The organism is Fictibacillus gelatini DSM 15865 (assembly GCF_000430745.1).
GTDB classification, from domain to species: domain Bacteria; phylum Bacillota; class Bacilli; order Bacillales; family Fictibacillaceae; genus Fictibacillus_A; species Fictibacillus_A gelatini.
In genome coordinates this window covers 1-22,073 of the sequence record NZ_AUMP01000043.1, presented here as the reverse complement: position 1 = coordinate 22,073, position 22,073 = coordinate 1, and the positions used below count along the sequence as shown (strand labels likewise).

Below are 22,073 nucleotides of genomic sequence, written 5' to 3'. Positions count from 1 at the left end.
TTTCAGACTGTTGACAAACCCGTTTTTAAATCTTTGATTTTAGAACGGGTTTGTTTTTTTCATCACTTTTGACGTTTTTTCTGTAGTCATCTTATGCTGGACATGGCTTCTTCCACGTCCAGCATGCCATCTTCTTAAGATTCATGGCAGCGAAAGTAAGCATCGCCTGCATCGACAATTTTTTAAGCCCCCTTAGGGTTGTCCAACGCATGCCATGCTTCTCCTTTGCATCCGCAAAGACCCGCTCAATCGTTTCTTTACGTTTGGCATAGATATATTTATTTTCAGGTGTATGTCTTAAATGATCACATTCTTCTATGTACTCTTCCCAAAGATGTCGATGAATTAATTTTTGATGATTTTTACTTTGGGTGCACTTGTCTAAAAATGGACAATTCTTACAGATTTCAGGGTCAGAGGCGTACTGTTTATATCCATCTCTGGTAGTGGTTCTATAAGGTAAAACCTGTTGTTCCGGACAAATGTAACAATCATAATATTCGTCATAGACATACTCATGCTTTTTAAAGTAACCATCTTTTGTGCGAGGTCTCGTATACGGCATTACGGGTCTTATCTCTTGATCCATCAAATACTTCGCGATAAAAGGGGTTTTATATCCGGCATCTACGGCAACGGCTGTCGGCTTTCCGACCTTTTCTATCACTTCATTCAACAACGTATCCAACATACAACTATCATGAACATTGGCACCCGTTACCTTGGTTCCTAAAATGAAACCTTTTGAATCACTCGCCGTATGAACAGAATAAGCAAAAAGTTTTTCACGTTCATCTTTCACATAGTAACCACTGTCAGGGTCCGTCTTACTTACCTTGACCTCTTTCGTCTCTTCTTTATCTTGTAGGGGAAATTCCTTTTTTCCATGTGCTTCCCGATCAGCATTAATCTCAAGTTCGAGTTGTTTTTGGTAACTTTTCGCTTCCACTCGAACCACTTTTTTATCATATTTCTTTTTGTTGGCACTTGCCTTCACGTGTGTAGAGTCAATGAAGGCTACGGATGGATCGACTAATTTTTTATCCATCGCTTCCTTTAGGATTCGATAAAAGATTCGTTCAAACAGATCCGTATCCTTGAAGCGTCGCTCATAGTTTTTACCGAACGTTGAAAAATGGGGGATCTTCTCTGTGAATCCGTAGCCTAAAAACCAACGATAAGCTAAATTGGTTTCAATCTCCTTAATGGTTTGCCTCATGGAACGAATCCCAAACAAGTATTGCACAAACACCATTTTAATGAGAACAACGGGATCTATACTTGGTCTGCCATTATCAAGTGAATATTTATCCTCGACTAGTTGATAAATAAAATCAAAGTTAATGGCTTGTTCCACTTTTCGAACCAGATGATCCTCTGGTACCAATTCATCTAGAGCCACCATTTCAATTTGATGACGATTATTTTCCTTTCGCTTTGATAACATCTACCTAACCCCCACAAAGAAAATTCTACTTTAATTATAAAAAAAGCTTGTAGACATAGTCCACATTATGGACTTTGTCTACAAGCTGAAATCCCCTTTAGAGGGGATTTTTTTAATAATAAAATTTTCCTTCGCATATCACTTCCGCAGGTCCTGTCATAAAGACTTCCCCTTCATCCGTCCAATTAATGATCAGGTCACCTCCAGCCAGGTGAACGGTAATTTCTTCATTTCTTCTTGCTTTCTCATTAAGAATGGCTGCAACAACGGCCGCGCATGCTCCCGTTCCACATGCTTGTGTCACACCCGAACCCCTTTCCCATACGCGGAAATGAAGTTCATTGCTGCTGACCATCTCAATAAATTCTACATTCACTCCTTCAGGAAACATGTTATCTTTTTCTATAATCGGTCCTAGTGTCGTTAATGGAGCATCTTCAATATGATCGACAAAAAAGACGGCATGAGGGTTCCCCATTGAAACGGCTGTCATATACAGTTTTTCATTTGCAAAAGTAACCGGTTGATGGATAAACGGCTGATCCGAACCATTTAATAAAGGGATCTCTTTTTGTGCAAGATGCGGTTCTCCCATATTAACGGTTACCGTACGGACGGTTCCTCCTTCCACATGAACGGTTGCTGTCACAAGTCCACCAAGTGTTTCAATCAAGAACGTCGTATCCTTTACCAGCCCATTTTCATAAGCGTATTTGGCTACACAGCGCAGGCCATTTCCGCAATTTTTTGCCTCTGATCCATCGTTATTAAAAATGCGCATTTTGACAGGCGCGGCTTTAGACGGACAAATTAAAATCAATCCGTCTGATCCAATGCCTTTATGAACATTGGCGACTTTCACCGCCAGTTCGGACAAGCGTTCCTCTTCAATGTTTTCATTAAACGCATTAACATAAATATAGTTGTTCCCAAGACCGTGCATTTTTGTAAAACGAAATGATCCCATATCCGCTTCCCCTATCTTTCTCTTAATTTTTCTTCTGTCCAAAAATAATCGTCATCCGCTTTTAAGATCACCAGTTTTTCGCGGCAACATGGCATAACAAGCAGACGTTTAATCCCTTCTTTCGCAAGTTCAAGATCTTCTTGCTTCATATTGGTCAATACGTTTCCACTTTTGCAAAAAGGGCATTCATTAATATAAATATCATCCATCATCTTCTCGTAGGGCCATGTATATTCGAACGTAGACATAACGTTTCTCCCATCATATATGTGTTTTTGTTCACATTTTTTATTTTATCAAGTATAATGAATTTTGTAATCAAATACAATTTAGCGATTCATCTTCAGGGCGGGGTGAAATTCCCCACCGGCGGTAATTGAAGATTCCCTCTTCATCAGCCCGCGACCCAAGTAGTTTAGTGATTACTTGGCTGATCTGGTGAAATTCCAGAGCCGACAGTATAGTCTGGATGGGAGAAGATGTCGGTGCATCAGCTTTTGTTTTTCTTTAAATAAAAGCCTTTGTTTAGTATTGCATTTTTTAATTAAAATGTTTATTAATGATGCCTACAAGAAACTCCCTTAGCGCCCATTGCTAAGGGAGTTTCTTTACCTGGGATGCACTGCATACTTGAAATCAAAGATGGCGCTTAAATGCACAAAGGAGAGATTTCAAACATGCACAAAGGGAAAGTGTACCGAATGATCGCCGTTTCGATGTTAAGCGGCATCGCCTATGTCTTAATGGCATTTGATTTTCCATTGCCTGGTTTTCCAAAATACTTGCAAATTGATTTCAGCGAGGTACCCGCCTTGCTTGCGGCCGTACTTTTTGGACCAGGATCAGGCATTGTAGTTGAAGCAATCAAAAACTTGCTTCATTATTGTCTTCAAAACAGCCTGACAGGAGTGCCCATCGATCAAATGGCAAATTTCATTGCGGGTACAGCATTTATCGTTCCGGCTAGCTTTTTATTTAAGAAAAATAGAACGACAAAAAGTTTGTCAATGGGACTCGTAACAGGCACGATTTTAATGACGCTTTTAATGGGAATTCTCAATTATGCCGTCATCCTTCCGGCTTATACGTGGTTCTTGCATGCGCCGCAAATGTCATCACAGGCGATGCTAAATTTAGTTCTTGTGGGCATTGCGCCATTTAATATTATAAAAGGGCTCCTCATTACGATCTTATTCGTTCTGTTATATACACGACTTCGCCCAATGCTTAAAAGATACTCATATTAAATATGAATAAAAGCATCATCGATTTCGTTCGATGATGCTTTTTAAAACATCGGGTTTTCTTCCAAATATTGATATATATTTTCAATGAGCTGATCAGCCGTATCGCCTCGAACCACTTCGCCATTGACAAGAGCAAACAACGAACGTGCGCATTGGCCGCAATAGCCGAGACAACCGTACTCAATCACATCTAAATCGTAATCTTGCTCCAATTTTTCTAATGCTTTTTGTGAGCCATTGGCCAAATTGCTGACACAAAATTCAATAATCGGCTTCATCTTTTTCACCTCTTCACTTAACTTATCCTATCCTTTCAAATTTCAGCAGTCAACTAAAATATATTTTTATCACGCCATGGGAATTTTTGTGTTCCAGCAAATTTTCGACAAAAACGTTTTGTGAAAAGGGGTGAAAGTGCTATACTATGAATGAATAATTGCGAAATGGTTTCCTTATCTTAAATAGAAGAGGAGACTTATTTAAGTGCGGATTTTTATTTAGGTTGGGATTTTGCCCCCTGAATGATTTTTGATCCATCAAAGAGAAGGGGAAATGACACATGAAACACTTAGTTTTACTTGGCGGCGGATATGGCAATATGCGTATTTTAAAGCGCCTATTTCAAGCATCTGATTTGCCGAATGATCTGCAAATTACTTTGATTGACCGACTGCCTTACCATTGTTTAAAGACAGAGTATTATGCTCTTGCTGCTGGTACCATCTCAGATCATCATATTCGTATTCCCTTCCCTGAACATTCGAAGTTAAACGTTGTTTATGGGGAGATTACTGGAATTGACTTAGAGAATAAGCAAGTCCATGTGGAAGGCCAGGCGCCGATATCTTACGATGATTTAGTTATTGGTCTCGGCTGTGAGGATAAGTATCATAACGTTCCTGGAGCGGATGAATATACATTAAGCATCCAAACCGTGGACAATGCCCGTCAGACGTACCAGGTGTTGAACAATCTGCCGCCGAAATCCATTGTCGGAGTGGTAGGCGCCGGACTTAGCGGCGTAGAAATAGCGAGTGAGCTTCGCGAAAGCCGGCCTGACTTGCACATCAAATTATATGACAGAGGCGAAATCATTCTTTCCGCTTTCAAAAAGAAAATGAGCCATTATGTTCAAAATTGGTTTATTGAACATGGAGTTGAAGTCATTAATAACTCCAACATTACAAAAGTCGAAAAAAATACGCTTTACAACCATGATGAGCCTACTCATTGTGATGCCATCGTTTGGACGGCAGGCATTCAGCCAAATAAGCTTGTTCGCGCCCTTGATGTTGAAAAAGATAATAGCGGCCGTGTAATTTTATCGCCCCATCACCATTTGCCAAATGACGAGCATGTATATGTCGTAGGGGATTGTGCGAGCCTCCCATTTTCACCTAGCGCTCAACTTGCTGAGGTACAGGGGGAACAAATTGCACTCGTTTTGCAAAAGAAATGGAAGAATGAGCCGATCCCAGAATTGCCTGAATTTAAGCTAAAAGGTATCATGGGATCTCTCGGTAAAAAAAGCGGATTTGGAAGCATGGGAAATACAGCTCTTATTGGACGAGTCCCGCGGCTTTTAAAATCTGGAATCTTATGGTTGTATAAATACCAAAATTAAAAAGCCCATACCGGGCTTTTTAATTTTGGGAAATATATCCGTTTTGTTCCATTATGCTGTAGATGCTTTTCAATCGCGGATTTCCTTCGGCTACGATTTCACCATCAATCAAAACGACAGGATAAAATAAGTCTTCTTCCATTATGCGTTCAACAAATTGCCGGTCTTCTCCTTGCTGCGGTTCCTCGATATCAATATAGTGGATTGAAAACGGTTGATCGGGAAATTTCCTGGAGATGGCTGCCTCCAGCCATTCCATCGTTTCTTTCGATGAAGGTAAATTTACACAGCTTGGACATTTTTGTTCAGCACCATAAATTTTAATTGTTACTTCTTTACGCTCCACATTTTTCACCTCTAACTTTTGCGCCTTCTTAATAACTATTGTAGCCGATCTTCGTGAAGGATGGAAAGGAAGAAATTCAGGCAAGGACGTGGATTTTTTGAAGTATAATCAGTATAATATAAGTAAGTTGTGAAAGAAAAGGAGCGATAAAATGTCAGATACAACAATGCGTGAACAAGTTGAAGAAGTTCTTGATAAATTGCGTCCGTTCCTTCTTCGTGATGGAGGAGACGTTGAATTAGTGGATATTGAAGATGGAGTGGTTAAAGTCCGTTTAATGGGTGCATGCGGTAGCTGCCCGAGTTCCACAATTACACTTAAAGCTGGTATCGAGCGTGCCCTTCTTGAAGAAGTGCCGGGCGTAGTCGAGTTAGAACAAGTATTCTAAGGAAAAACGAGGTGGAGTAAATCCGCCTCGTTTTTTTATATTAAATCGATTTAGAAAGCAAATAATTTTGATCTTGAACAGAAACTCCTTGTTTATCCGGCACAACGATTAACGGCGTAAAGTCAGGAAATTGTTGTTTAAATTGCTGGCTCACTTTTGCCAAGATTTCACCAGGAGCAAAACAAACAATTGACGGGCCTGCGCCGCTAATTGCAACCCCGTAACATCCTAATTCTTTTCCTCTTTTCCGAATTTGATGAAAATGAGGGATTAAATTTTCACGATACGGTTGGTGAAATTGATCCTGGTCCATCATTCGCCCTGCTTTTTTCCAATCATCTTGTAAAATCGCAGCGATCAAGACATTGCTTACTGCACTTGCCTTAACAGCCTCTTGAAACTTCAACTCTTTAGGCAGCAAGCTGCGCGCGTGCTCCGTATTAAGCGGATGTTTCGGAACCATTAGTATCATCCCTGCGGAAGGGGTAGGAACATGGACAATTTCCGTCTCCAGTCCATCATACAGGGCAATGATCAACCCGCCGTAAACAGAGGCGGCTACATTATCAGGATGGCCTTCAATCATTGATGCATAATGGGCTTTTTCCTTTTTGGCAAGCGAAAGTGCCAGTAGCGTATTAGCAATTTCAATGCCGCCAACGATGGCTGCGGCACTGCTTCCCATTCCTCTCTCAAGCGGCAATTCGCTTGACATTTCAACATGGAAAAATGGAAGTTCTTTTTTGAATTTTTTTGCCACAAATGACGCGGCTTGATAAACAAGATTATCTTCCCCCTGCGGAATTTGTTCAAGCCCATCGGAAACCCCTTTAAATTTAAATTCATTTGCAGGGGATACATGCATGGTTAAATACCGATTAATCGCAAGACCAACCGAATCAAACCCTGGCCCTAAATTTGCGGTGCTCCCCGGAACTTTGACTGTAAATGGAGAGAAACTCATTGGAGCACTCCTCTTCTAATGGTTTCTTTCAACACTTTTTCATCATTTGGAAGAACAACAGGATCAATTTTTACGCTATCGAGGGCGACATTTGGATCTTTTAAGCCGTTTCCGGTTAAGACAGCGACTACTGTTGCGCCTTTCGGAATTACACCGTTTTTTACTTGCTTCATGATCCCGGCAATGGAAGCGCATGAAGCGGGTTCTGCAAATACTCCTTCAGTTCTGGCTAAGAGCTGGTAAGCTTCCAAAATCTCTTCATCCGTTACGCTTTCAAAACGACCATCTGATTCTTTTGCAGCATCAACAGCTAAATGCCAACTTGCTGGATTTCCAATGCGGATAGCTGTTGCGATCGTTTCCGGATTTTCAATGACTTCGTTTCGAACGATTGCTGCTGATCCTTCAGCCTGAAACCCATGCATTTTCGGTAGTCCCGATTGCAGGTGGCTGTTATATTCTTTAAAGCCTTTCCAATAAGCAGAAATATTTCCCGCATTGCCGACCGGAATCGCAAGTATATCCGGCGCTTTGCCAAGAACATCCACAATTTCAAAAGCTGCTGTTTTTTGACCTTCGAGCCGAAAAGGATTGACTGAATTAACCAGGGTTAACGGTTCTGTTTCGCTTATGGCTCGAACCATTTTTAACGCATCATCAAAATTCCCTTTAATCGCAAAAATTTCTGCGCCGTACATTTTCGCCTGAGCCAGCTTGCCTAAAGCGATCTTTCCATCCGGAATGACGATCATACAGCGGAGGCCGGCTCTTGCCGCGTACGCAGCTGCAGCCGCGGAAGTATTTCCAGTAGATGCACAAATAATCGTATCGCTTCCTTCTTCGATCGCCTTCGCTACGGCCATGACCATCCCCCGGTCTTTAAATGAACCTGTAGGATTGGCTCCTTCATATTTGACATAAGCGTCAATTCCCCATTCGTTCGATAAAGACTTTAATTGAATAAGAGGAGTATTTCCTTCATGAAGGGAAAGTTCAGGTGTTTGTTCAGTGATTGGCAAAAAGTTTTTGTATTGTTTCAATAATCCTTTCCAGCTCATTGTCTTATTCTCCTTCTACCCGATAGTGGCTTTTAATTTCATGAACGACTGATAAATCCCGTAAGCGGTTATAAACGGCTTCATCATCCTTCTTACTAGCTTGATGTGTAATAATGACGATCTCCGCCAAGCCTTCTTTTGGAAGCTGATTTTGCAATAATTGCTTAAGGCTTAAATTATATTCAGCAAATAGCGTCGTAATTTGTGAAAGCGCGCCTTGCTCATCCTTAACATGAATACGATAGAAAAATTTGGATTTCATTTCCTCTGGCGATTTTAAGCTTTTGTCAAACTGTGGTGTAATAGAATGTTTCCCATTGACGCCAAGCCTCATGTTTTGAATGGATGCGACGAGGTCGGAAACAACTGCAGTAGCTGTAGGAAGCTGTCCGGCTCCCGGTCCGTAAAACATCGTCTCGCCAACTGCCTCGCCATAAACGTACACTGCATTGTATTCGTTATTGACGGAGGCCAGCGGATGAGATTTTGGAATAAATGTCGGCCCGACACTTACCTCCACTTTCCCATTGTCTTTTTGCGCCAGTCCAACGAGCTTCATTTTATAGCCGAACTGGTTACCGTATTCAATATCTTCTCTTGTGACCCCCGATATTCCTTCAACCGAAACATCTTCTAAATTGATTTTCATTGAAAAGCCAAGCGTCGAAAGTATTGCCATTTTCCGGGCCGCATCCAGCCCTTCTACATCAGAGGTCGGGTCAGCTTCGGCAAAACCTAACGCCTGTGCTTCCTGCAATACGTCATTGTAATCGCGGCCTTCTTGATCCATTTTAGTTAAAATATAATTTGTCGTACCATTAACAATCCCCATTAATTTTTTAATCCGGTCTGAAGCAAGACCGTCGACAAGGGATCTAATAATTGGAATGCCTCCGGCAACGCTCGCTTCATAAAACAAATCACAGCCATTTTCTAACGCCGCCTCTAATAATTCCCCGCCATACAATGCCATTAAATCTTTGTTCGCCGTAACGACATGTTTTTTATTTTTTAAAGCTTGTAAAATATATTTTTTCGTTTCTTCGATTCCGCCCATAACTTCGATGACAATATCAACATTTGGATTGTTTACGATATCATCGACTTGATCCGTTAATAACGAGCGGTTAATGGGGACAAGCCGCTCTTTATTGAGGCTCTGAACCAACACCTTTTCTATATGAACGGGACAGCCAACGCGGTGTTGCAGTTCTTCTTGATGGCCTTCAATCATTCGAATAACTCCGCTTCCAACTGTTCCAAGTCCTAAAAGTCCAACAGAAACGCTCTCTCTCATCTCTCTCCATCCCCTTTGTCTACTTAGAAAATACATTTGTTTTTATATAATGGACATTATAGACCTAAACTGTTTTTTAAACAAGGGGTTATTAAAAAAAAATAAAAACAGGCGGACTGCGCCTGTTTTCGTATTCTTGATTTAAAGCAATTCATCGTTGACGACTGCCTTCGTTTTTTTATTTTGCAAGATTGCAGCAATATTATTAGCCGCCAGTTCCGCCATTTGCAAGCGTGTTTCCATGCTCGCGCTTCCGATATGCGGCAGGGCAACCACGTTGTGAAATTTCAAGAGTGGATGGTCGAAGGAAATCGGTTCTTTCTCAAATACGTCAAGTCCTGCTCCGGCGATTCTTCCCTGTTCTAACGCTTCGATAAGAGCCTTTTCATCGACAATCGCTCCCCGGCTTGCATTAATAAAAAAGGAGCTTTTTTTCATTAATGTGAATGCCCTTGAATTGAAAAGATGCTTTGTTTCATTAGACAGTGGCGTTAAATTCACAACAAAATCACTTTCAGAAAGCAAGTCTTCAAATGATCGATACTCTGCGCCAAGTTTTTCTTCAACGTCAGGTTTTCGGTTACGGTTATGGTAAAGAACTTTCATCTCAAAGCCTTTCGCCCGCCTTGCCACAGCTTCACCAATTCTCCCCATTCCAACGATGCCCATCGTTTTATGATGAATATCGGTACCGGCAAGAAGAAGCGGGCTCCAGCTCACCCATTTTCCATTCTTGATATAATCTGCCGCTTCCATCAATCTTCGTCCAACAGCCATCATTAAAGCAAATGTTAAATCGGCGGTCGTATCGGTTAGCACATCTGGAGTGTTGCAAATCACCACATTATGCCTGGTTGCCGCTTTTACATCGATATTGTCAAAACCAACTGCCATATTTGCAACAACCTTTAAGTTTTCAGCCTGCTTTAGCACCTCTTCATCAATTCGATCAGAGACCATTGTCAACAAACCATCTGCCTTTTTTGCTTCAGAAAGAAGAATCTCTTCTGGAACCGCTTCATCATCTTTTTCCCACATTTTAATTTCCGCTACTTCTTTTAACGTATGTAAGGCTTTTTCGGGAATTTTTCGCGTAATAAATACATATGGCTTCATCGTAGTCCCTCCCGTTTTTTCTTTTATTCTCTCATGTAAACCCTTTATATACAAAAAAAACGCGCTTTTTATGTTGAAAGCGCGGGATCGATCAACCAATCGACTACAGGAATATTCAATTGATCAACAGGCAAGCCAATCGTTGGGAAAAAAGAGCGAAGAAATCGTTCATTTCGGTCTTCGGCATTTATATACTCGAAAAATCGCTGCATATAAAGTTCTTTGCCGATGTCTCGTTCATTATTGTAATGCGCTTCAATCATTTCATAATAATGAACCGGGAAAAGTAGCCTTCCATAAAGCAACCGCCATGATTCTTTCGTAATCGGACTGATTCGTTCATAATCATCTAAAAACTGAAGCAAGCTCTCTGAGCGATAGTCTTGATCATAGATGCGCGAACGAATATATTCTGCTAAATCTCTCATCGGGTGATCCACTACCCAGCTCGTAGGAAGTTTTACAAAACCACTTTCAGCCTCCTCAAGCGGAATCCACGACTGCTCAGTAAAACGGTCATGGCAAATGGAAGGTGCACTTAAACTGAATGGCCCGTTATCAATGTGATGATCAACCATATATTGAATCGCATTTTCGGAAAGGCCTTCGTAATAAGGAAAAGTAGTTAAAAAAAGCTCATCAAAATCATTTTTCTCTGTTTTTTCCTTAACCTGGTTATATCGGGCTTTTGTCTCTTCCACCCGTTTCATCCAGAGCTCTGCCCATTGACCAAAAAGAAAACTTTCTGTGGAATAAGCCGGGTACTCTTTTCCCCTCTCATGAAAGTTCGCCAATTCTATCCCTAAAGAAGCATGTTTTCTTGATCCTGAAGTGGATTTTGGAATTCGAAAAAGCAAAACAGGATCACCTTCAATATAGGCATTTGGCTGACTAGTTAACGTCGGATAAAGTTCCGCGATGCCTTCTTCCCCAACGTATTTCAAAAATTCGCTCATATGAATAATTTCTTGAATCCGGTTTTGCGTTATAGCTCTTTGCGGGACAATAAGATAGTGTTCACCATTTGAAATAAACGATCGAAATCCTCTTATCATTTGTGTCTCTTCACAATATAACTGGTAATGATGAAAAATATCCCTCTCTAACATGACATCACCCCAAATCTTCAATTACTACAGTCTATGACTTGAACGCCTTTCTTGTTATACTTAGTTTTACATTAAAAAAAGGTGTTGTTCATATCTTTTAAGGTATTTCATATACTATACAAAATTAAGACGATAAAGGAGATCAAGCAATGGAACAAAAAAGAGTGGCAAAAATAGAGGAAGCCGCCCGCAAACTCCTTGTGGAACGTGGCGTAACAATTGATGATATTGCAGAACTTGTCTATTTCCTTCAAGTAGCCTATCACCCTGATCTTACGATGGACGTATGTCGTGAAAATGTGGAAAGAGTCATTGCAAAACGTGAAGTCCAAAACGCAATCCTTACGGGAGTTCAATTAGATGTTCTGGCAGAACAAAAAAAATTGCCCGATCCTTTGCAAGCCATTCTCGAAAAAGATGAAGGTTTGTACGGAATTGACGAAACGATCGCGTTATCGATCGTCAACATTTACGGATCGATTGGGTTTACAAACTATGGTTTTATCGATAAACAAAAACCCGGAATTTTAGAGAAGTTAAATGATAAATCGACGGGCAAAGTCCATACCTTCCTTGATGACATTGTTGGCGCCATTGCGGCGGCCGCATCTAGCCGGATTGCTCATCGCGCGGCGAAAGATGAAATATGACGGGAGACCCTTACTTGCGGGTTTCCCGTTATTCTAATTTTGTTTTTATAGTGCCCAATCATCTAAGCTGTCGACCACATACGTTGGATGTACTTCAACTTTTTCAAGATGTTGTTTGGTCGTTACACCAGTATGTACGAGCAATGTATCCAGCCCCGAGTTGATACCGGCCAAAATATCCGTTTGATAATTGTCCCCAATCATCAATGTCTCCTCTTTATTCGTGCCAATCTTTTCTAATGCCATTTCCATGATAATCGGTTCCGGTTTTCCTATAAACGTTGGCTTGACTTCGGTTGAAACAGCAACCACCGATGTCAAAGAACCATTCCCTGGCAACAATCCACGTTCGGTTGGAAGGGCAATATCGCCATTCGTTGATAAAAAGGTTGCTCCTTCTCTTACAGCAAGACAGGCAATGGCGAGCTTCTCGTATGTAATCGAACGATCAATCCCCATGACGACAAATTCGGGATGGTCTTCGGTTAGCTTGAATCCTTTTTCAAGTAACGCTTGCTTGAGCCCTTCTTCCCCAATACAATATACGCGTGCATTTGGATGCTTTTTTTCCATATACTCCGCTGTTGCCATACTGCTCGTAAATACATTGTCTGGTGTTGCCGGGATGCTAAAGCTTGTTAAAGTCTCTGTCACTTGTTCTTTCGTTTTTGAAGAATTGTTCGTCACAAACAAATAAGGCAACCCTCTTTGTTTCAATCTCTTCACAAAATGAACGGCAGCCTCAATCCTTTCCTTTCCGCGATACATCGTACCATCTAAATCAATTAAATAGCCTTTATATGATTTCATATTTCACTACCCCTTCTTATTAACTCTAGCTATTGTACCAAAAACCATTCATAAATTTCGAATTTTCTCTTTACAAATTGTCACCTTCTTTTTAATATATGAATATATAATCATATATTAAATGTTAATCTATTTTCCTGCTACCAATGGAAGGGAATGAAGTAAAATGCTACACAAAAAAGATAAGCCTTTGCATCAAGATACAAATGATCAAATTTACCGAATCGAAGGGATGGATTGTTCCTCATGCGCTGCATCATTAGAAAAGCATATGGCGAATCTCCCTTCTGTCCAAAAGGTTCAAGTTCACTTTTCTACAGGAAAAATGAAAATTGCCCATAGTTTACCGCCAGAATCCATTCAAAAGGAAATTAAAAAAGCAGGGTATACCGGCCAATTGCTTACAGGTCAAAAATCACTGCCTTCCACTTCAACTGCAAAAGGTAATGTTGCGGCTTTATTGGCAGGTCTTTTCATTGCATGTGGTTATATTTTATCCCATACAGGTTTATCTCAATTTACAACGGACATTTTTTACGGGCTTGCAATCGTAATCAGCGGTGCAAAACCTGCAAAAAGCGCTTATTATGCATTAAAAAGCCGTTCACTCGATATGAATGTCTTGATGGCAATCGCTGCTATAGGGGCAGCAATTCTAGGTGAGTGGTTAGAAGGAGCGTCGATCGTCTGGTTGTTTGCCATTGGCAATATATTGCAAAACAAATCCATTGATAAAACACGCTCATCTATTCGTGACTTAATGGACCTCACTCCACCACAAGCCTGGCTGAAAACAGCAAGAGGACTTGTTCAACAATCGATTGAAGCGATTAAAGTCGGGGAAACGATCGTCGTTAAACCAGGTGAACGGATTCCTCTTGACGGAACCATTCTTAATGGAGAATCGAGCGTTAATCAAGCGCCTATTACGGGTGAATCCGTTCCAGTCGATAAAAAAGAAGGAGATGCCGTATATGCTGGAACCGTAAATGAAAGCGGTGCGCTCGAAGTAAAAGTGATTTCATCAGCAAATGATACGACTTTATCACGGATCATCCATTTAGTTGAAGAAGCACAGGAGAAAAAAGCAAAATCACAAGCTTTTGTTGACCGGTTTGCTGCCATTTATACTCCAATTGTATTTCTGCTGGCCATCTTTACGATGATCATCCCTCCTTTATTGAACGTTGGTTCACGGAATGAGTGGCTTTATAAAGGGCTGGAGCTATTGGTTATCGCTTGTCCTTGCGCGCTTGTAATATCCACTCCGGTTGCGATCGTTTCTGCCATCGGAAATGCGGCAAAGAAAGGGATATTAATAAAAGGCGGAACCGCTCTTGAAACTGCCGGTAAGTTAAATGTAGTCGCTTTTGACAAAACCGGAACATTAACGAAAGGCAAGCCGACAGTTTGTTCCGTCAACGTATTGGCGGAAGTGGCAGAAAAAGATTTGCTTTCGATTGCACGGACCATCGAGGAACAATCGAAACACCCGATTGCAAAAGCAATTATTGAACATGCGGAAAAACGAAATATCATCGGTTTAAAAGGTGAGGCGTATCAAGCGATTCCAGGAAAAGGTGCAACGGCAACCATCAATGGTATTGACTATTTTGCCGGAAATGAAAAGCTTTTTGCAGAAATGAACCTTTCTCTCCAAAATGTTAAAGTCCTTTTTGAAGAATTCCAGCAAGAAGGCCATACTGTTGTCCTTATCGGTACCCGAACGAAAATTCTCGGGCTTATCGCTGTATCAGACCAAGTTAGGGAAAGTTCAGCTTATGCCTTAAAGCGGTTAAAAGAAATAGGCATGGCGGAAATCGTGATGCTAACCGGGGATAATGAAGGAACGGCGAAAAAAATCGCTAAAGAGGCACTAGTGAACCGATATTTTGCTGAATTACTGCCTGAGGATAAAGTAGCAAAGATCAATCAGCTAAGAAAAGATGGAACAGTTGTCGGAATGGTTGGAGATGGGATTAATGATGCTCCCGCTCTTGCAACTGCTGACCTCGGAATCGCTATGGGCGGAGCCGGGACCGATACAGCCATTGAAACAGCAGACATTGTTCTAATGGCTGACCATTTAGAAAAACTGCCTCATGCGATTCAATTAAGCAGAAAAGCGATGACGATCATCAAGCAAAACATCTGGTTTTCACTTATCACTAAGCTTACCGCCTTAGCCCTCATTTACCCGAATTATCTCACGTTATGGATTGCAGTATTGAGCGATACCGGAGCAGCCCTTATTGTCATTTTAAACAGTATGCGTCTTCTGCGATTTAAAGCCTAAATGAAAGATAGCCCTTGAATCTAAGCCAAGGGCCTTTTTTCTTTTCTTATTTCAAATAGAAATGGAATAAGCAAATACAAAACATAAGCAAAAATCATCCAAATGATAAATGAAATGAATTGCCCTTCCGATAAATGGGGAAAGAAAATATTGTGATTCCACACTGTGAAAGTATCTAGAAATAAACCTATAACCGTTCCAAAAATTCCAAACTTAATGCCTGCATATGAAGTTTTATCAAGTTTTTTGTAAATCAAAACGACTGTTGCTAACAGAAACGCCGTAATAGCTTCAAGAATGACGAACCGGGTTAGAAAACGCTTATCTTCAATTATTACGAGAACTGAATCACCAAAAAAGAGAAAAAAAAGGGTAGCACCAAACCAAACCATCAATGAAAATAAAACCGCTAATCCAAGTTTTTGTGTAAACATATGCCTTCCTCCCTTTAATTTTTTTTACCCAATAAATAACTCCCGCAAAATTAGTTCTAATTCGTTATAAATATCCTCTTCAGAAAAATGGTTTGATGTTAACGCTTGTATCGCAAGTCCATCAATTAAAGCATTGAGCAGAATTGCCCATGTTTTTATTGAAACTCCTTCAATTGGAGACTTTAATTGCCGGTCCATAAAAATACTTTCAATAGATTGATTTTCATAATCCAGTAGCTCTCCAAGTTCGGTTTTAATTTTTTCATTGGTAAAGCTTTTTACAATTAAAGAAAGAAATAACTGATGATAGAAAGAATTAGCTGTAGTTCTACTTCGGGCTGATTTTAAGGATTCGGTTATTAAATTTTGTTTAGACTGATTGGTTTTGTCTAACGATTCCCAGGAAGATTTACAAACATCTCGAACAATTTCAAGCAATAATTGTTCCTTTGATCGAAAATGATAATAAACAGTCCCCTGGGTTACATTAGCTCCGTTAGCAACCGCTTTTAACGTGAGTTTTTCAATTCCCATTTTAACAATGCATTCTTTTGCCGAGTTAATCAGGTCTTTCTTTGAAACAACATTTGGTTTCCCCATAAAGCTTCTCCCTTCAAGTTAGTTGGTTGAATAACTTACTTTTATTTATACAAAAATAGGTATAAATTGTCAACCAAAAAAGAACTGAAGGCTTAAAAAAGCCGTCAGTTCTTTTTAATCATGATTCACATGATGGATCATTTGATTTAATAGTGTAATGACATGTTCATCGTCAATAGAATAATAAAGGCTTGTTCCTTCTCTTCTGAATTTCACTAACCGTAAATTTTTTAAAAAACGAAGCTGATGGGAAACCGTTGATTGCATCAATGATAGTTCTCCGGTTATCTCATTGACCGAACACTCTCTCGTCGACAAGAGGTGCAAAATGCGGATTCGCGTTGGATCAGAGAGGGCTTTAAAGGTTTGCGAAACCATAAATAATGTTTCTTCATCAAGCCCTTTATAATGGTTGCATTCATTTTGCTCTTTATGCTCCACTTTCAACACCTCGTTTATATATGAGTATGTATTCATATTAAATAGTGTCGCTCTCATTGTCAAATAGATAAAGACAATTTTTTGAAAAATTTATTTTTTTTAATTGACAACTTAGATGTTTACCTCATAAAATGAATATAAACTAAAAGTTGCACTGAGGCAAAATAATCGACTAGAAACAAAACAATAGGGGGTATAAAACTATTATGGGCTTATCTAACAGCATTCCCTTATCTCAAGTGAAAACAGGTGAAATGTTTCAAATAAACAAAATTCAGTTAGAAGGTCCTTTAAAAAGGCGATTGCTGGACCTCGGGTTTATCCCCGGAGCAGTAGTAGAGGTGCTACAAAAGAGCCCATTAGGTGATCCAGTTGCCTATCGTGTAAGCAATACGACGATCGCATTAAGAAAAGAAGAAAGCCTTTTGATAACCGGATCATTAATCAGGAGTGAAGCGCATGAGTAATTTCAGAATTGCATTAGCCGGAAATCCAAACACCGGAAAAAGTACGTTATTTAATTTGTTAACAGGGCTAAGGCAACATACCGGCAACTGGCCCGGGAAAACGGTTATACATGCTGAAGGGGCATTGGACTATAAAGAAAAACACTACACGCTTATTGATTTACCGGGAACGTATTCCCTTTATTCGAATTCGGCCGATGAGGAAGTCGCCCGCGATCATATCATTTTTGAACGTCCCGATGTAACCATTGTTGTTCTTGATGCAACAGCGCTGGAGCGAAACATGAACTTAGCGCTTCAAGTATTAGAGATGACAAGCCAGGTGATTGTTTGCATTAATTTGATAGATGAAGCAAAGAAAAAAGGGATTGAAATTAACGAAAGAAAATTAGCGAGAAAACTTGGCGTTCCCGTCGTAAAAATTTCAGCCCGAAACAAAACCGGAATTAATGAACTGCTTGAAACGCTTGATCAAATGGCCGACGGAAAGATTGCGACAAACCCAATTCAAGTCACTTACAGTAATGATATCGAAGAAAAAATAGCACAATTAGAGCCTCTTGTTCAACGTGCAGTCGGAGATGCTTTCCCTGCACGTTGGGTGGCCTTACGATTGTTAGATGGTGACAAAAGCTTTCTCAATGCACTAAAGAAACGGCAAAACGGCGTCCAAAAGGAGGTTGCTGTTCATGGATACTCAGCATGCCACTAGTATTGAACAATTGTTCGGATACTCACAAACTTTAACCGATCAGGACGTTCGTGAAGAAATTGTCAGCAGCATTTATCAAACCACCCATTCCATTTGCAAGGATGTCGTCCACTATTCGAATAAAGAAAAACTGCAGCGCTCTGAAAAACTTGATAAAATTTTAACGTCCCCAATTTGGGGATTTCCGATTATGCTGGCAATGCTAGCGGTCGTCATTTATTTAACAATTGCGGGCGCAAACATTCCGTCAGATGCGATCGCCAACTTTTTCAATTGGATCGAAGGATATTTAACGGCAGGTTTCAAAGCAATCCACGCCCCCGAATGGCTCTATGGCATTCTTGTTTTAGGTTTTTACAGGGGTACGGCATGGGTCGTTAGTGTTATGCTTCCGCCAATGGCCATATTTTTCCCCGTTTTCGCCTTACTTGAAAACTTCGGCTATTTGCCGAGAGTAGCTTTTAACATGGATCGTCTTTTTAAAAAGTCGGGGGCACACGGAAAACAGTCATTAACGATGGCCATGGGATTTGGCTGTAATGCGGCTGCCATCATGTCTACCCGGATTATTGAATCTCCAAGGGAGCGGATGCTTGCGATATTAACAAATAATTTTGTCCCGTGTAACGGAAGATGGCCAACTCTTATTCTCTTATCTTCTCTTTTTATGGCGGCTAGCTTTACAGGAGGGATGAAGACATTCATAACAGCACTTGTGGTTGTCTTAATGGTTGTATTTGGAATCATTGTGACATTAACTGTCTCATGGGTGTTGTCAAAAACGGCGTTAAAAGGCATCCCAACCCATTATACGCTGGAATTGCCTCCTTACCGGAAACCGAAAATTATAAATACGATTGTTCGTGCTACCCTTGATAAATCTTTATACGTTTTAAAACGTGCAGTAATCGTTGCCGCTCCCGCTGGAGTGCTAACATGGGTGCTTGCCAACCTTTATATTGGTGATACGAGTATTTTAATGTATGTTGTTCATTTCCTCGATCCATTTGCAAAAGCGATAGGACTGGATGGATTTATTTTAATGGCATTCATTCTTGGCTTACCTGCAAATGAAGTGGTTCTGCCGACATTATTGATGGGATATCTGGCGACAGGTGCGTTGACAGAAGTGGATAACATGAGCGAGCTAAGCCACATATTTACAAGTCATGGCTGGACGTGGCTTACCGCACTGAACATGATGCTTTTTTCATTGCTTCATTATCCATGCGGTACGACATTGATTAATATTTACAAAGAAACAAAGAGTGTGAAGTGGACGTTCGTCGCATTTATCCTGCCAACATCGTTAGCCATCATTGTCACTTTTTTAGTCAATCAAATCGTTCGTGGGCTCGGGCTCGTATAATATAAAAAGATGCCGAAGTGAAATTCTATTTCCTCCGGCATCTTTATTTCCAAAACAAATTAGTTGTAAATTTTTAAATCATGCCCGAAAATGGTACATAGACTTCATTTCATTAGGGGGCATGAGTCCATTGAATCCTTGGTTAGCAGTTGCAATTACGTTATTGTTTTGGTCTTCATCTTTTGCCGGAATTCGTGCCGGACTATCAGGAGGATATTCTCCTGGAAGCTTAGTATTGCTCCGATATTTAAGCGCATCGGCTTTTTTCATTATTTATGCGCTATTTGCGAAGAAACCTTTCCGGATGCCGAATAAAAAAGATTTTCTAAAAATCTTCTTACTCGGCTTTATTGGAATTAGCGTCTACCACACATCACTTGCCTTTGGAGAAAAAACAGTGTCAGCTGGAACGGCAAGTTTATTAATTGGTGCCGCCCCTGTTTTCACAGCCATTATTGCCGCTTTCATATTAAAAGAGAAAATTTTGCCCATCGGCTGGGTCGGTCTGTTGATTGGCTTTGCCGGAATTACTCTCATTACTTTTGGTGCGGGAGAAACGTCGATTGAAATTTCAAAGGGTGCCCTGTTGGTATTGCTTTCAGCGGTCTCTACATCCATCTTTTTTGTTTTTCAAAAACCGCTTTTTAAGAAATATAGTTCTATCGAATTGACCGCTTATTTTACATGGGCAGGCACGATTCCAATGCTCGTATTTCTGCCACGGCTTTTCTTAGATATGCAGCATGCCAGCGCCCCGGCGACTCTGGCCACGGTCTATATTGGCGTTTTCCCCGCAGCGATCGGATATGTCACCTGGGCGGTAGCTCTATCAAAAGTGAATGCTAGTTCTGTAACAAGTTCGTTGTACATCCAGCCCGTGCTTGCTATCTTTATTGCATGGATTTGGCTCGGCGAATTGCCGGAATGGCTGTCGATTATCGGAGGAGTCATTGCTATATCCGGAGTTATTGTTGTCAATGTTTTTGGAATGAGAAGACCGTCTAACCATAAAAGCTTAACATGACTTTATTGAAATAGTGCGCGATAGACAAATTCAGGTGCCGAGACTTCTGAGACAGGAAAAATGCCCAGCAGATCAGCCCTAAAGGACCATTTCGGGAAACGTGACGGGGACTGTCCTATAGACCTTTTCTATTGGACAGTTTTGCCTCTCTTCACTTGAATCTTGTCTTATAGAGCGCTTCTATTGCACAGTTTTGCCTCTCCCCACTTAAATTTTGTCTTATAGAGCGCTTCTGTTGGACAGCTTTGACTCCCGTGACGAAAAAATGTCCATTACCGCAAAAAAAGTTTTCCACAAACTTTCCTAAATGCAAAAAGAACACCAACTTCATTTGTGTTGGTGCCTCTTCATCGTCGTTTTATTTTGCCATAACCGCCATAGTGTGTCCGCGGATGGGAGTTTTTCTTCGGATGAAACCATGAACCCCCTCCATCATCAGATTGTGAACGATTGATTTTACCCTTCGATTGATGCCCGGAAGTGCTTGTAGAGCTGCTTCCTGATGAAGTATGGCTTCCTCTTCGAGTGATGGAGCCTTTCTTTGATACAGTAACAGGCGGTGCCTTTTCTTTATCTGCTGCTGTAGGTTTATGATACGATCCGTTCGGTTTGTAAACATCCCTATCCCCATACCCGTGGTACGATCCACCGTGGCTCCCGTAGGAATGATCCAATAAATCAAAGAAATGATCTAAAATTTGCGCGGCAATAAATCCTTTTAGAAAAGAGGAATCATAATTGTTTTTTACAAATTCTTTATTATCGATTTCGATTAACGTATCGTTTGGATTTTTCGGATCCTTTTGAAGATTGTAAAGTTCATCCGAATAAACGATAAACATTTGATCCGAATTTTCTTCAGAAACTTGTTCAGGCTTACGGTCTTCCGTTATTTGTTTGGCTGTCTCCGGGACCGTCTGGTTTTTTGCCCGATAGACGTAAGATGTTTGATCCCCATTATTATTCACCGAGACAAGTGGATATTGGGCTTTGATTTCATCCGATTTTGAGCAGCCGGAAAAAATGCTTAACATTAAAATAGTAGCAATTCCGACCTTTAAAAGCAGGGAGAAACGTTTCAATATCAATTCCTCCTTATTTACGTCGCACGGACGACTTGCACATCCGCACGTATCGTTGGTTCGCCTTCATACATCATAAACCGGCCATCTTGCCATTCAATCCGCAACAACTTTCTTTGATCGGACTGAAATCTCCAGACGAATTGTTCTCCGGCCATTGAAAAAGGCGTTTTCCCCGTGGCGATCACCCGGCCATTGTATTCTTCTTCTAAATAATAATCGACTCCGTCTAATTCAATTGTAGAAGGGACTTCACGAATTGAATCGAGACGGCCATCAATTGTAGAATAGAGGGCAAACGATAATGTTTCCCGATCTTCCATATGCAAATAGCGAAGTTCATTCCCATCTCTCAAGGTTACCATCTGTTCTTTGCGGGCGTGATTTTTCACGGAGCCAATGACTTCATATGTAACAAACGAAACTTCTACCATGTCCCCTTCCCTTAGATCTAGCACAGTACGTTCTGGCTTAGGCGGTTCCGGTTTTGAAACAAGATTTTTGATTCGATTGAACAATCCCATTTTTTTCTCTCCCTCTATAAATGTTGATATATCAACGGTTTAACCCGTTGGTGGGGTGTCAAAAAAATAATTTTCGACACGCATACTAACAATATTTTTAT

The 22,073-nt window shown here is 40.6% G+C and carries 25 protein-coding genes and 1 riboswitch; of the genes, 9 read left to right on the top strand and 16 right to left on the bottom strand.

Annotation, left to right across the window (positions count from 1 at the left end; translation table 11 throughout):
• Positions 1–91 precede the first annotated feature (91 nt).
• From H538_RS0116085 to H538_RS0116075, 3 genes are all read right to left on the bottom strand, one after another.
• Positions 92–1,447: an IS1182 family transposase gene (locus H538_RS0116085; RefSeq protein ID WP_026676322.1), complete on the bottom strand. Its 1,356-nt coding sequence runs from the start codon at positions 1,445–1,447 to the stop codon at positions 92–94.
• Between the two features lie 112 nt (positions 1,448–1,559).
• A complete protein-coding gene (gene dapF, locus H538_RS0116080; RefSeq protein ID WP_026678488.1) occupies positions 1,560–2,414 on the bottom strand; it encodes a diaminopimelate epimerase in 855 nt (284 codons plus the stop codon).
• Positions 2,415–2,425: 11 nt separating this feature from the next.
• Positions 2,426–2,662, bottom strand: a complete 237-nt coding sequence (locus H538_RS0116075) for a hypothetical protein (protein ID WP_026678487.1) — start codon at positions 2,660–2,662, stop codon at positions 2,426–2,428.
• 87 nt (positions 2,663–2,749) lie between these two features.
• Positions 2,750–2,899: riboswitch (FMN riboswitch) on the top strand.
• Positions 2,900–3,091: 192 nt separating this feature from the next.
• Between H538_RS0116075 and H538_RS0116070 the strand changes: the two genes are divergently transcribed.
• Complete coding sequence (locus H538_RS0116070; protein ID WP_026678486.1) at positions 3,092–3,661, top strand: ECF transporter S component; 570 nt, start codon at positions 3,092–3,094, stop codon at positions 3,659–3,661.
• A 41-nt stretch (positions 3,662–3,702) separates the two neighbouring features.
• Here the strand turns inward: H538_RS0116070 and H538_RS0116065 are convergent, their stop codons facing one another.
• Positions 3,703–3,939 (bottom strand): YuzB family protein, encoded by a 237-nt coding sequence (locus H538_RS0116065; protein ID WP_026678485.1) that lies wholly within the window; start codon positions 3,937–3,939, stop codon positions 3,703–3,705.
• Positions 3,940–4,220: 281 nt separating this feature from the next.
• On the opposite strand from H538_RS0116065, the gene H538_RS0116060 reads away from it, so the two are divergent.
• Positions 4,221–5,285, top strand: a complete 1,065-nt coding sequence (locus H538_RS0116060; RefSeq protein ID WP_026678484.1) for an NAD(P)/FAD-dependent oxidoreductase — start codon at positions 4,221–4,223, stop codon at positions 5,283–5,285.
• Positions 5,286–5,304: 19 nt separating this feature from the next.
• Here H538_RS0116060 and H538_RS0116055 read toward each other — a convergent pair whose 3' ends face one another.
• Complete coding sequence (locus H538_RS0116055; RefSeq protein WP_026678483.1) at positions 5,305–5,631, bottom strand: YuzD family protein; 327 nt, start codon at positions 5,629–5,631, stop codon at positions 5,305–5,307.
• 151 nt (positions 5,632–5,782) lie between these two features.
• On the opposite strand from H538_RS0116055, the gene H538_RS0116050 reads away from it, so the two are divergent.
• A complete protein-coding gene (locus H538_RS0116050; RefSeq protein WP_026678482.1) occupies positions 5,783–6,019 on the top strand; it encodes a NifU family protein in 237 nt (78 codons plus the stop codon).
• A gap of 40 nt (positions 6,020–6,059) precedes the next feature.
• On the opposite strand, the gene thrB is transcribed toward H538_RS0116050, so the two are convergent.
• From thrB to yutH, 5 genes are all read right to left on the bottom strand, one after another.
• Positions 6,060–6,983: a homoserine kinase gene (gene thrB, locus H538_RS0116045; protein WP_026678481.1), complete on the bottom strand. Its 924-nt coding sequence runs from the start codon at positions 6,981–6,983 to the stop codon at positions 6,060–6,062.
• A complete protein-coding gene (gene thrC / locus H538_RS0116040; protein WP_026678480.1) occupies positions 6,980–8,041 on the bottom strand; it encodes a threonine synthase in 1,062 nt (353 codons plus the stop codon). The genes thrB and thrC overlap by 4 nt, the downstream gene beginning before the upstream one ends.
• Positions 8,042–8,045: 4 nt before the next feature.
• Positions 8,046–9,338, bottom strand: a complete 1,293-nt coding sequence (locus H538_RS0116035) for a homoserine dehydrogenase (RefSeq protein ID WP_026678479.1) — start codon at positions 9,336–9,338, stop codon at positions 8,046–8,048.
• 141 nt (positions 9,339–9,479) lie between these two features.
• A complete protein-coding gene (locus H538_RS0116030; protein ID WP_026678478.1) occupies positions 9,480–10,454 on the bottom strand; it encodes a 2-hydroxyacid dehydrogenase in 975 nt (324 codons plus the stop codon).
• A 68-nt stretch (positions 10,455–10,522) separates the two neighbouring features.
• Entirely contained in the window at positions 10,523–11,563 is a 1,041-nt protein-coding gene (gene yutH / locus H538_RS0116025) for a spore coat putative kinase YutH (RefSeq protein ID WP_026678477.1), read from the bottom strand.
• A 149-nt stretch (positions 11,564–11,712) separates the two neighbouring features.
• Here yutH and H538_RS0116020 point away from each other — a divergent pair, with 149 nt between their 5' ends.
• Entirely contained in the window at positions 11,713–12,213 is a 501-nt protein-coding gene (locus H538_RS0116020) for a phosphatidylglycerophosphatase A family protein (RefSeq protein WP_026678476.1), read from the top strand.
• 45 nt (positions 12,214–12,258) lie between these two features.
• Here H538_RS0116020 and H538_RS0116015 read toward each other — a convergent pair whose 3' ends face one another.
• Positions 12,259–13,023, bottom strand: coding sequence for a TIGR01457 family HAD-type hydrolase (locus H538_RS0116015; RefSeq protein WP_026678475.1), 765 nt, complete (start codon positions 13,021–13,023; stop codon positions 12,259–12,261).
• A gap of 166 nt (positions 13,024–13,189) precedes the next feature.
• Here H538_RS0116015 and H538_RS24090 point away from each other — a divergent pair, with 166 nt between their 5' ends.
• Positions 13,190–15,319 (top strand): heavy metal translocating P-type ATPase, encoded by a 2,130-nt coding sequence (locus H538_RS24090; RefSeq protein WP_051291516.1) that lies wholly within the window; start codon positions 13,190–13,192, stop codon positions 15,317–15,319.
• Positions 15,320–15,339: 20 nt separating this feature from the next.
• Here the strand turns inward: H538_RS24090 and H538_RS0116005 are convergent, their stop codons facing one another.
• The 3 genes from H538_RS0116005 to H538_RS0115995 form a co-directional block, all read right to left on the bottom strand.
• Positions 15,340–15,753 (bottom strand): DUF5367 family protein, encoded by a 414-nt coding sequence (locus tag H538_RS0116005; protein WP_026678474.1) that lies wholly within the window; start codon positions 15,751–15,753, stop codon positions 15,340–15,342.
• A gap of 24 nt (positions 15,754–15,777) precedes the next feature.
• Positions 15,778–16,353, bottom strand: coding sequence for a TetR/AcrR family transcriptional regulator (locus tag H538_RS0116000; protein ID WP_026678473.1), 576 nt, complete (start codon positions 16,351–16,353; stop codon positions 15,778–15,780).
• A gap of 114 nt (positions 16,354–16,467) precedes the next feature.
• On the bottom strand, positions 16,468–16,731 hold the full coding sequence (locus tag H538_RS0115995) for an ArsR/SmtB family transcription factor (RefSeq protein ID WP_051291518.1): 264 nt from the start codon (positions 16,729–16,731) through the stop codon (positions 16,468–16,470).
• 269 nt (positions 16,732–17,000) lie between these two features.
• Here H538_RS0115995 and H538_RS0115990 point away from each other — a divergent pair, with 269 nt between their 5' ends.
• From H538_RS0115990 to H538_RS0115975, 4 genes are all read left to right on the top strand, one after another.
• A complete protein-coding gene (locus H538_RS0115990) occupies positions 17,001–17,261 on the top strand; it encodes a FeoA family protein (protein ID WP_026678471.1) in 261 nt (86 codons plus the stop codon).
• On the top strand, positions 17,254–17,973 hold the full coding sequence (locus tag H538_RS0115985; RefSeq protein ID WP_026678470.1) for a FeoB small GTPase domain-containing protein: 720 nt from the start codon (positions 17,254–17,256) through the stop codon (positions 17,971–17,973). Before H538_RS0115990 ends, H538_RS0115985 begins: the two co-directional genes overlap by 8 nt.
• Positions 17,951–19,342: a nucleoside recognition domain-containing protein gene (locus H538_RS0115980; protein ID WP_026678469.1), complete on the top strand. Its 1,392-nt coding sequence runs from the start codon at positions 17,951–17,953 to the stop codon at positions 19,340–19,342. The genes H538_RS0115985 and H538_RS0115980 overlap by 23 nt, the downstream gene beginning before the upstream one ends.
• Before the next feature lie 130 nt (positions 19,343–19,472).
• Complete coding sequence (locus tag H538_RS0115975; RefSeq protein WP_026678468.1) at positions 19,473–20,366, top strand: DMT family transporter; 894 nt, start codon at positions 19,473–19,475, stop codon at positions 20,364–20,366.
• A 347-nt stretch (positions 20,367–20,713) separates the two neighbouring features.
• Here the strand turns inward: H538_RS0115975 and H538_RS0115965 are convergent, their stop codons facing one another.
• Together H538_RS0115965 and H538_RS0115960 are read right to left on the bottom strand one after the other, a co-directional pair.
• Complete coding sequence (locus H538_RS0115965; protein WP_026678466.1) at positions 20,714–21,448, bottom strand: DUF4247 domain-containing protein; 735 nt, start codon at positions 21,446–21,448, stop codon at positions 20,714–20,716.
• A 17-nt stretch (positions 21,449–21,465) separates the two neighbouring features.
• A complete protein-coding gene (locus H538_RS0115960) occupies positions 21,466–21,972 on the bottom strand; it encodes a DUF4178 domain-containing protein (RefSeq protein WP_026678465.1) in 507 nt (168 codons plus the stop codon).
• Positions 21,973–22,073 lie beyond the last annotated feature (101 nt).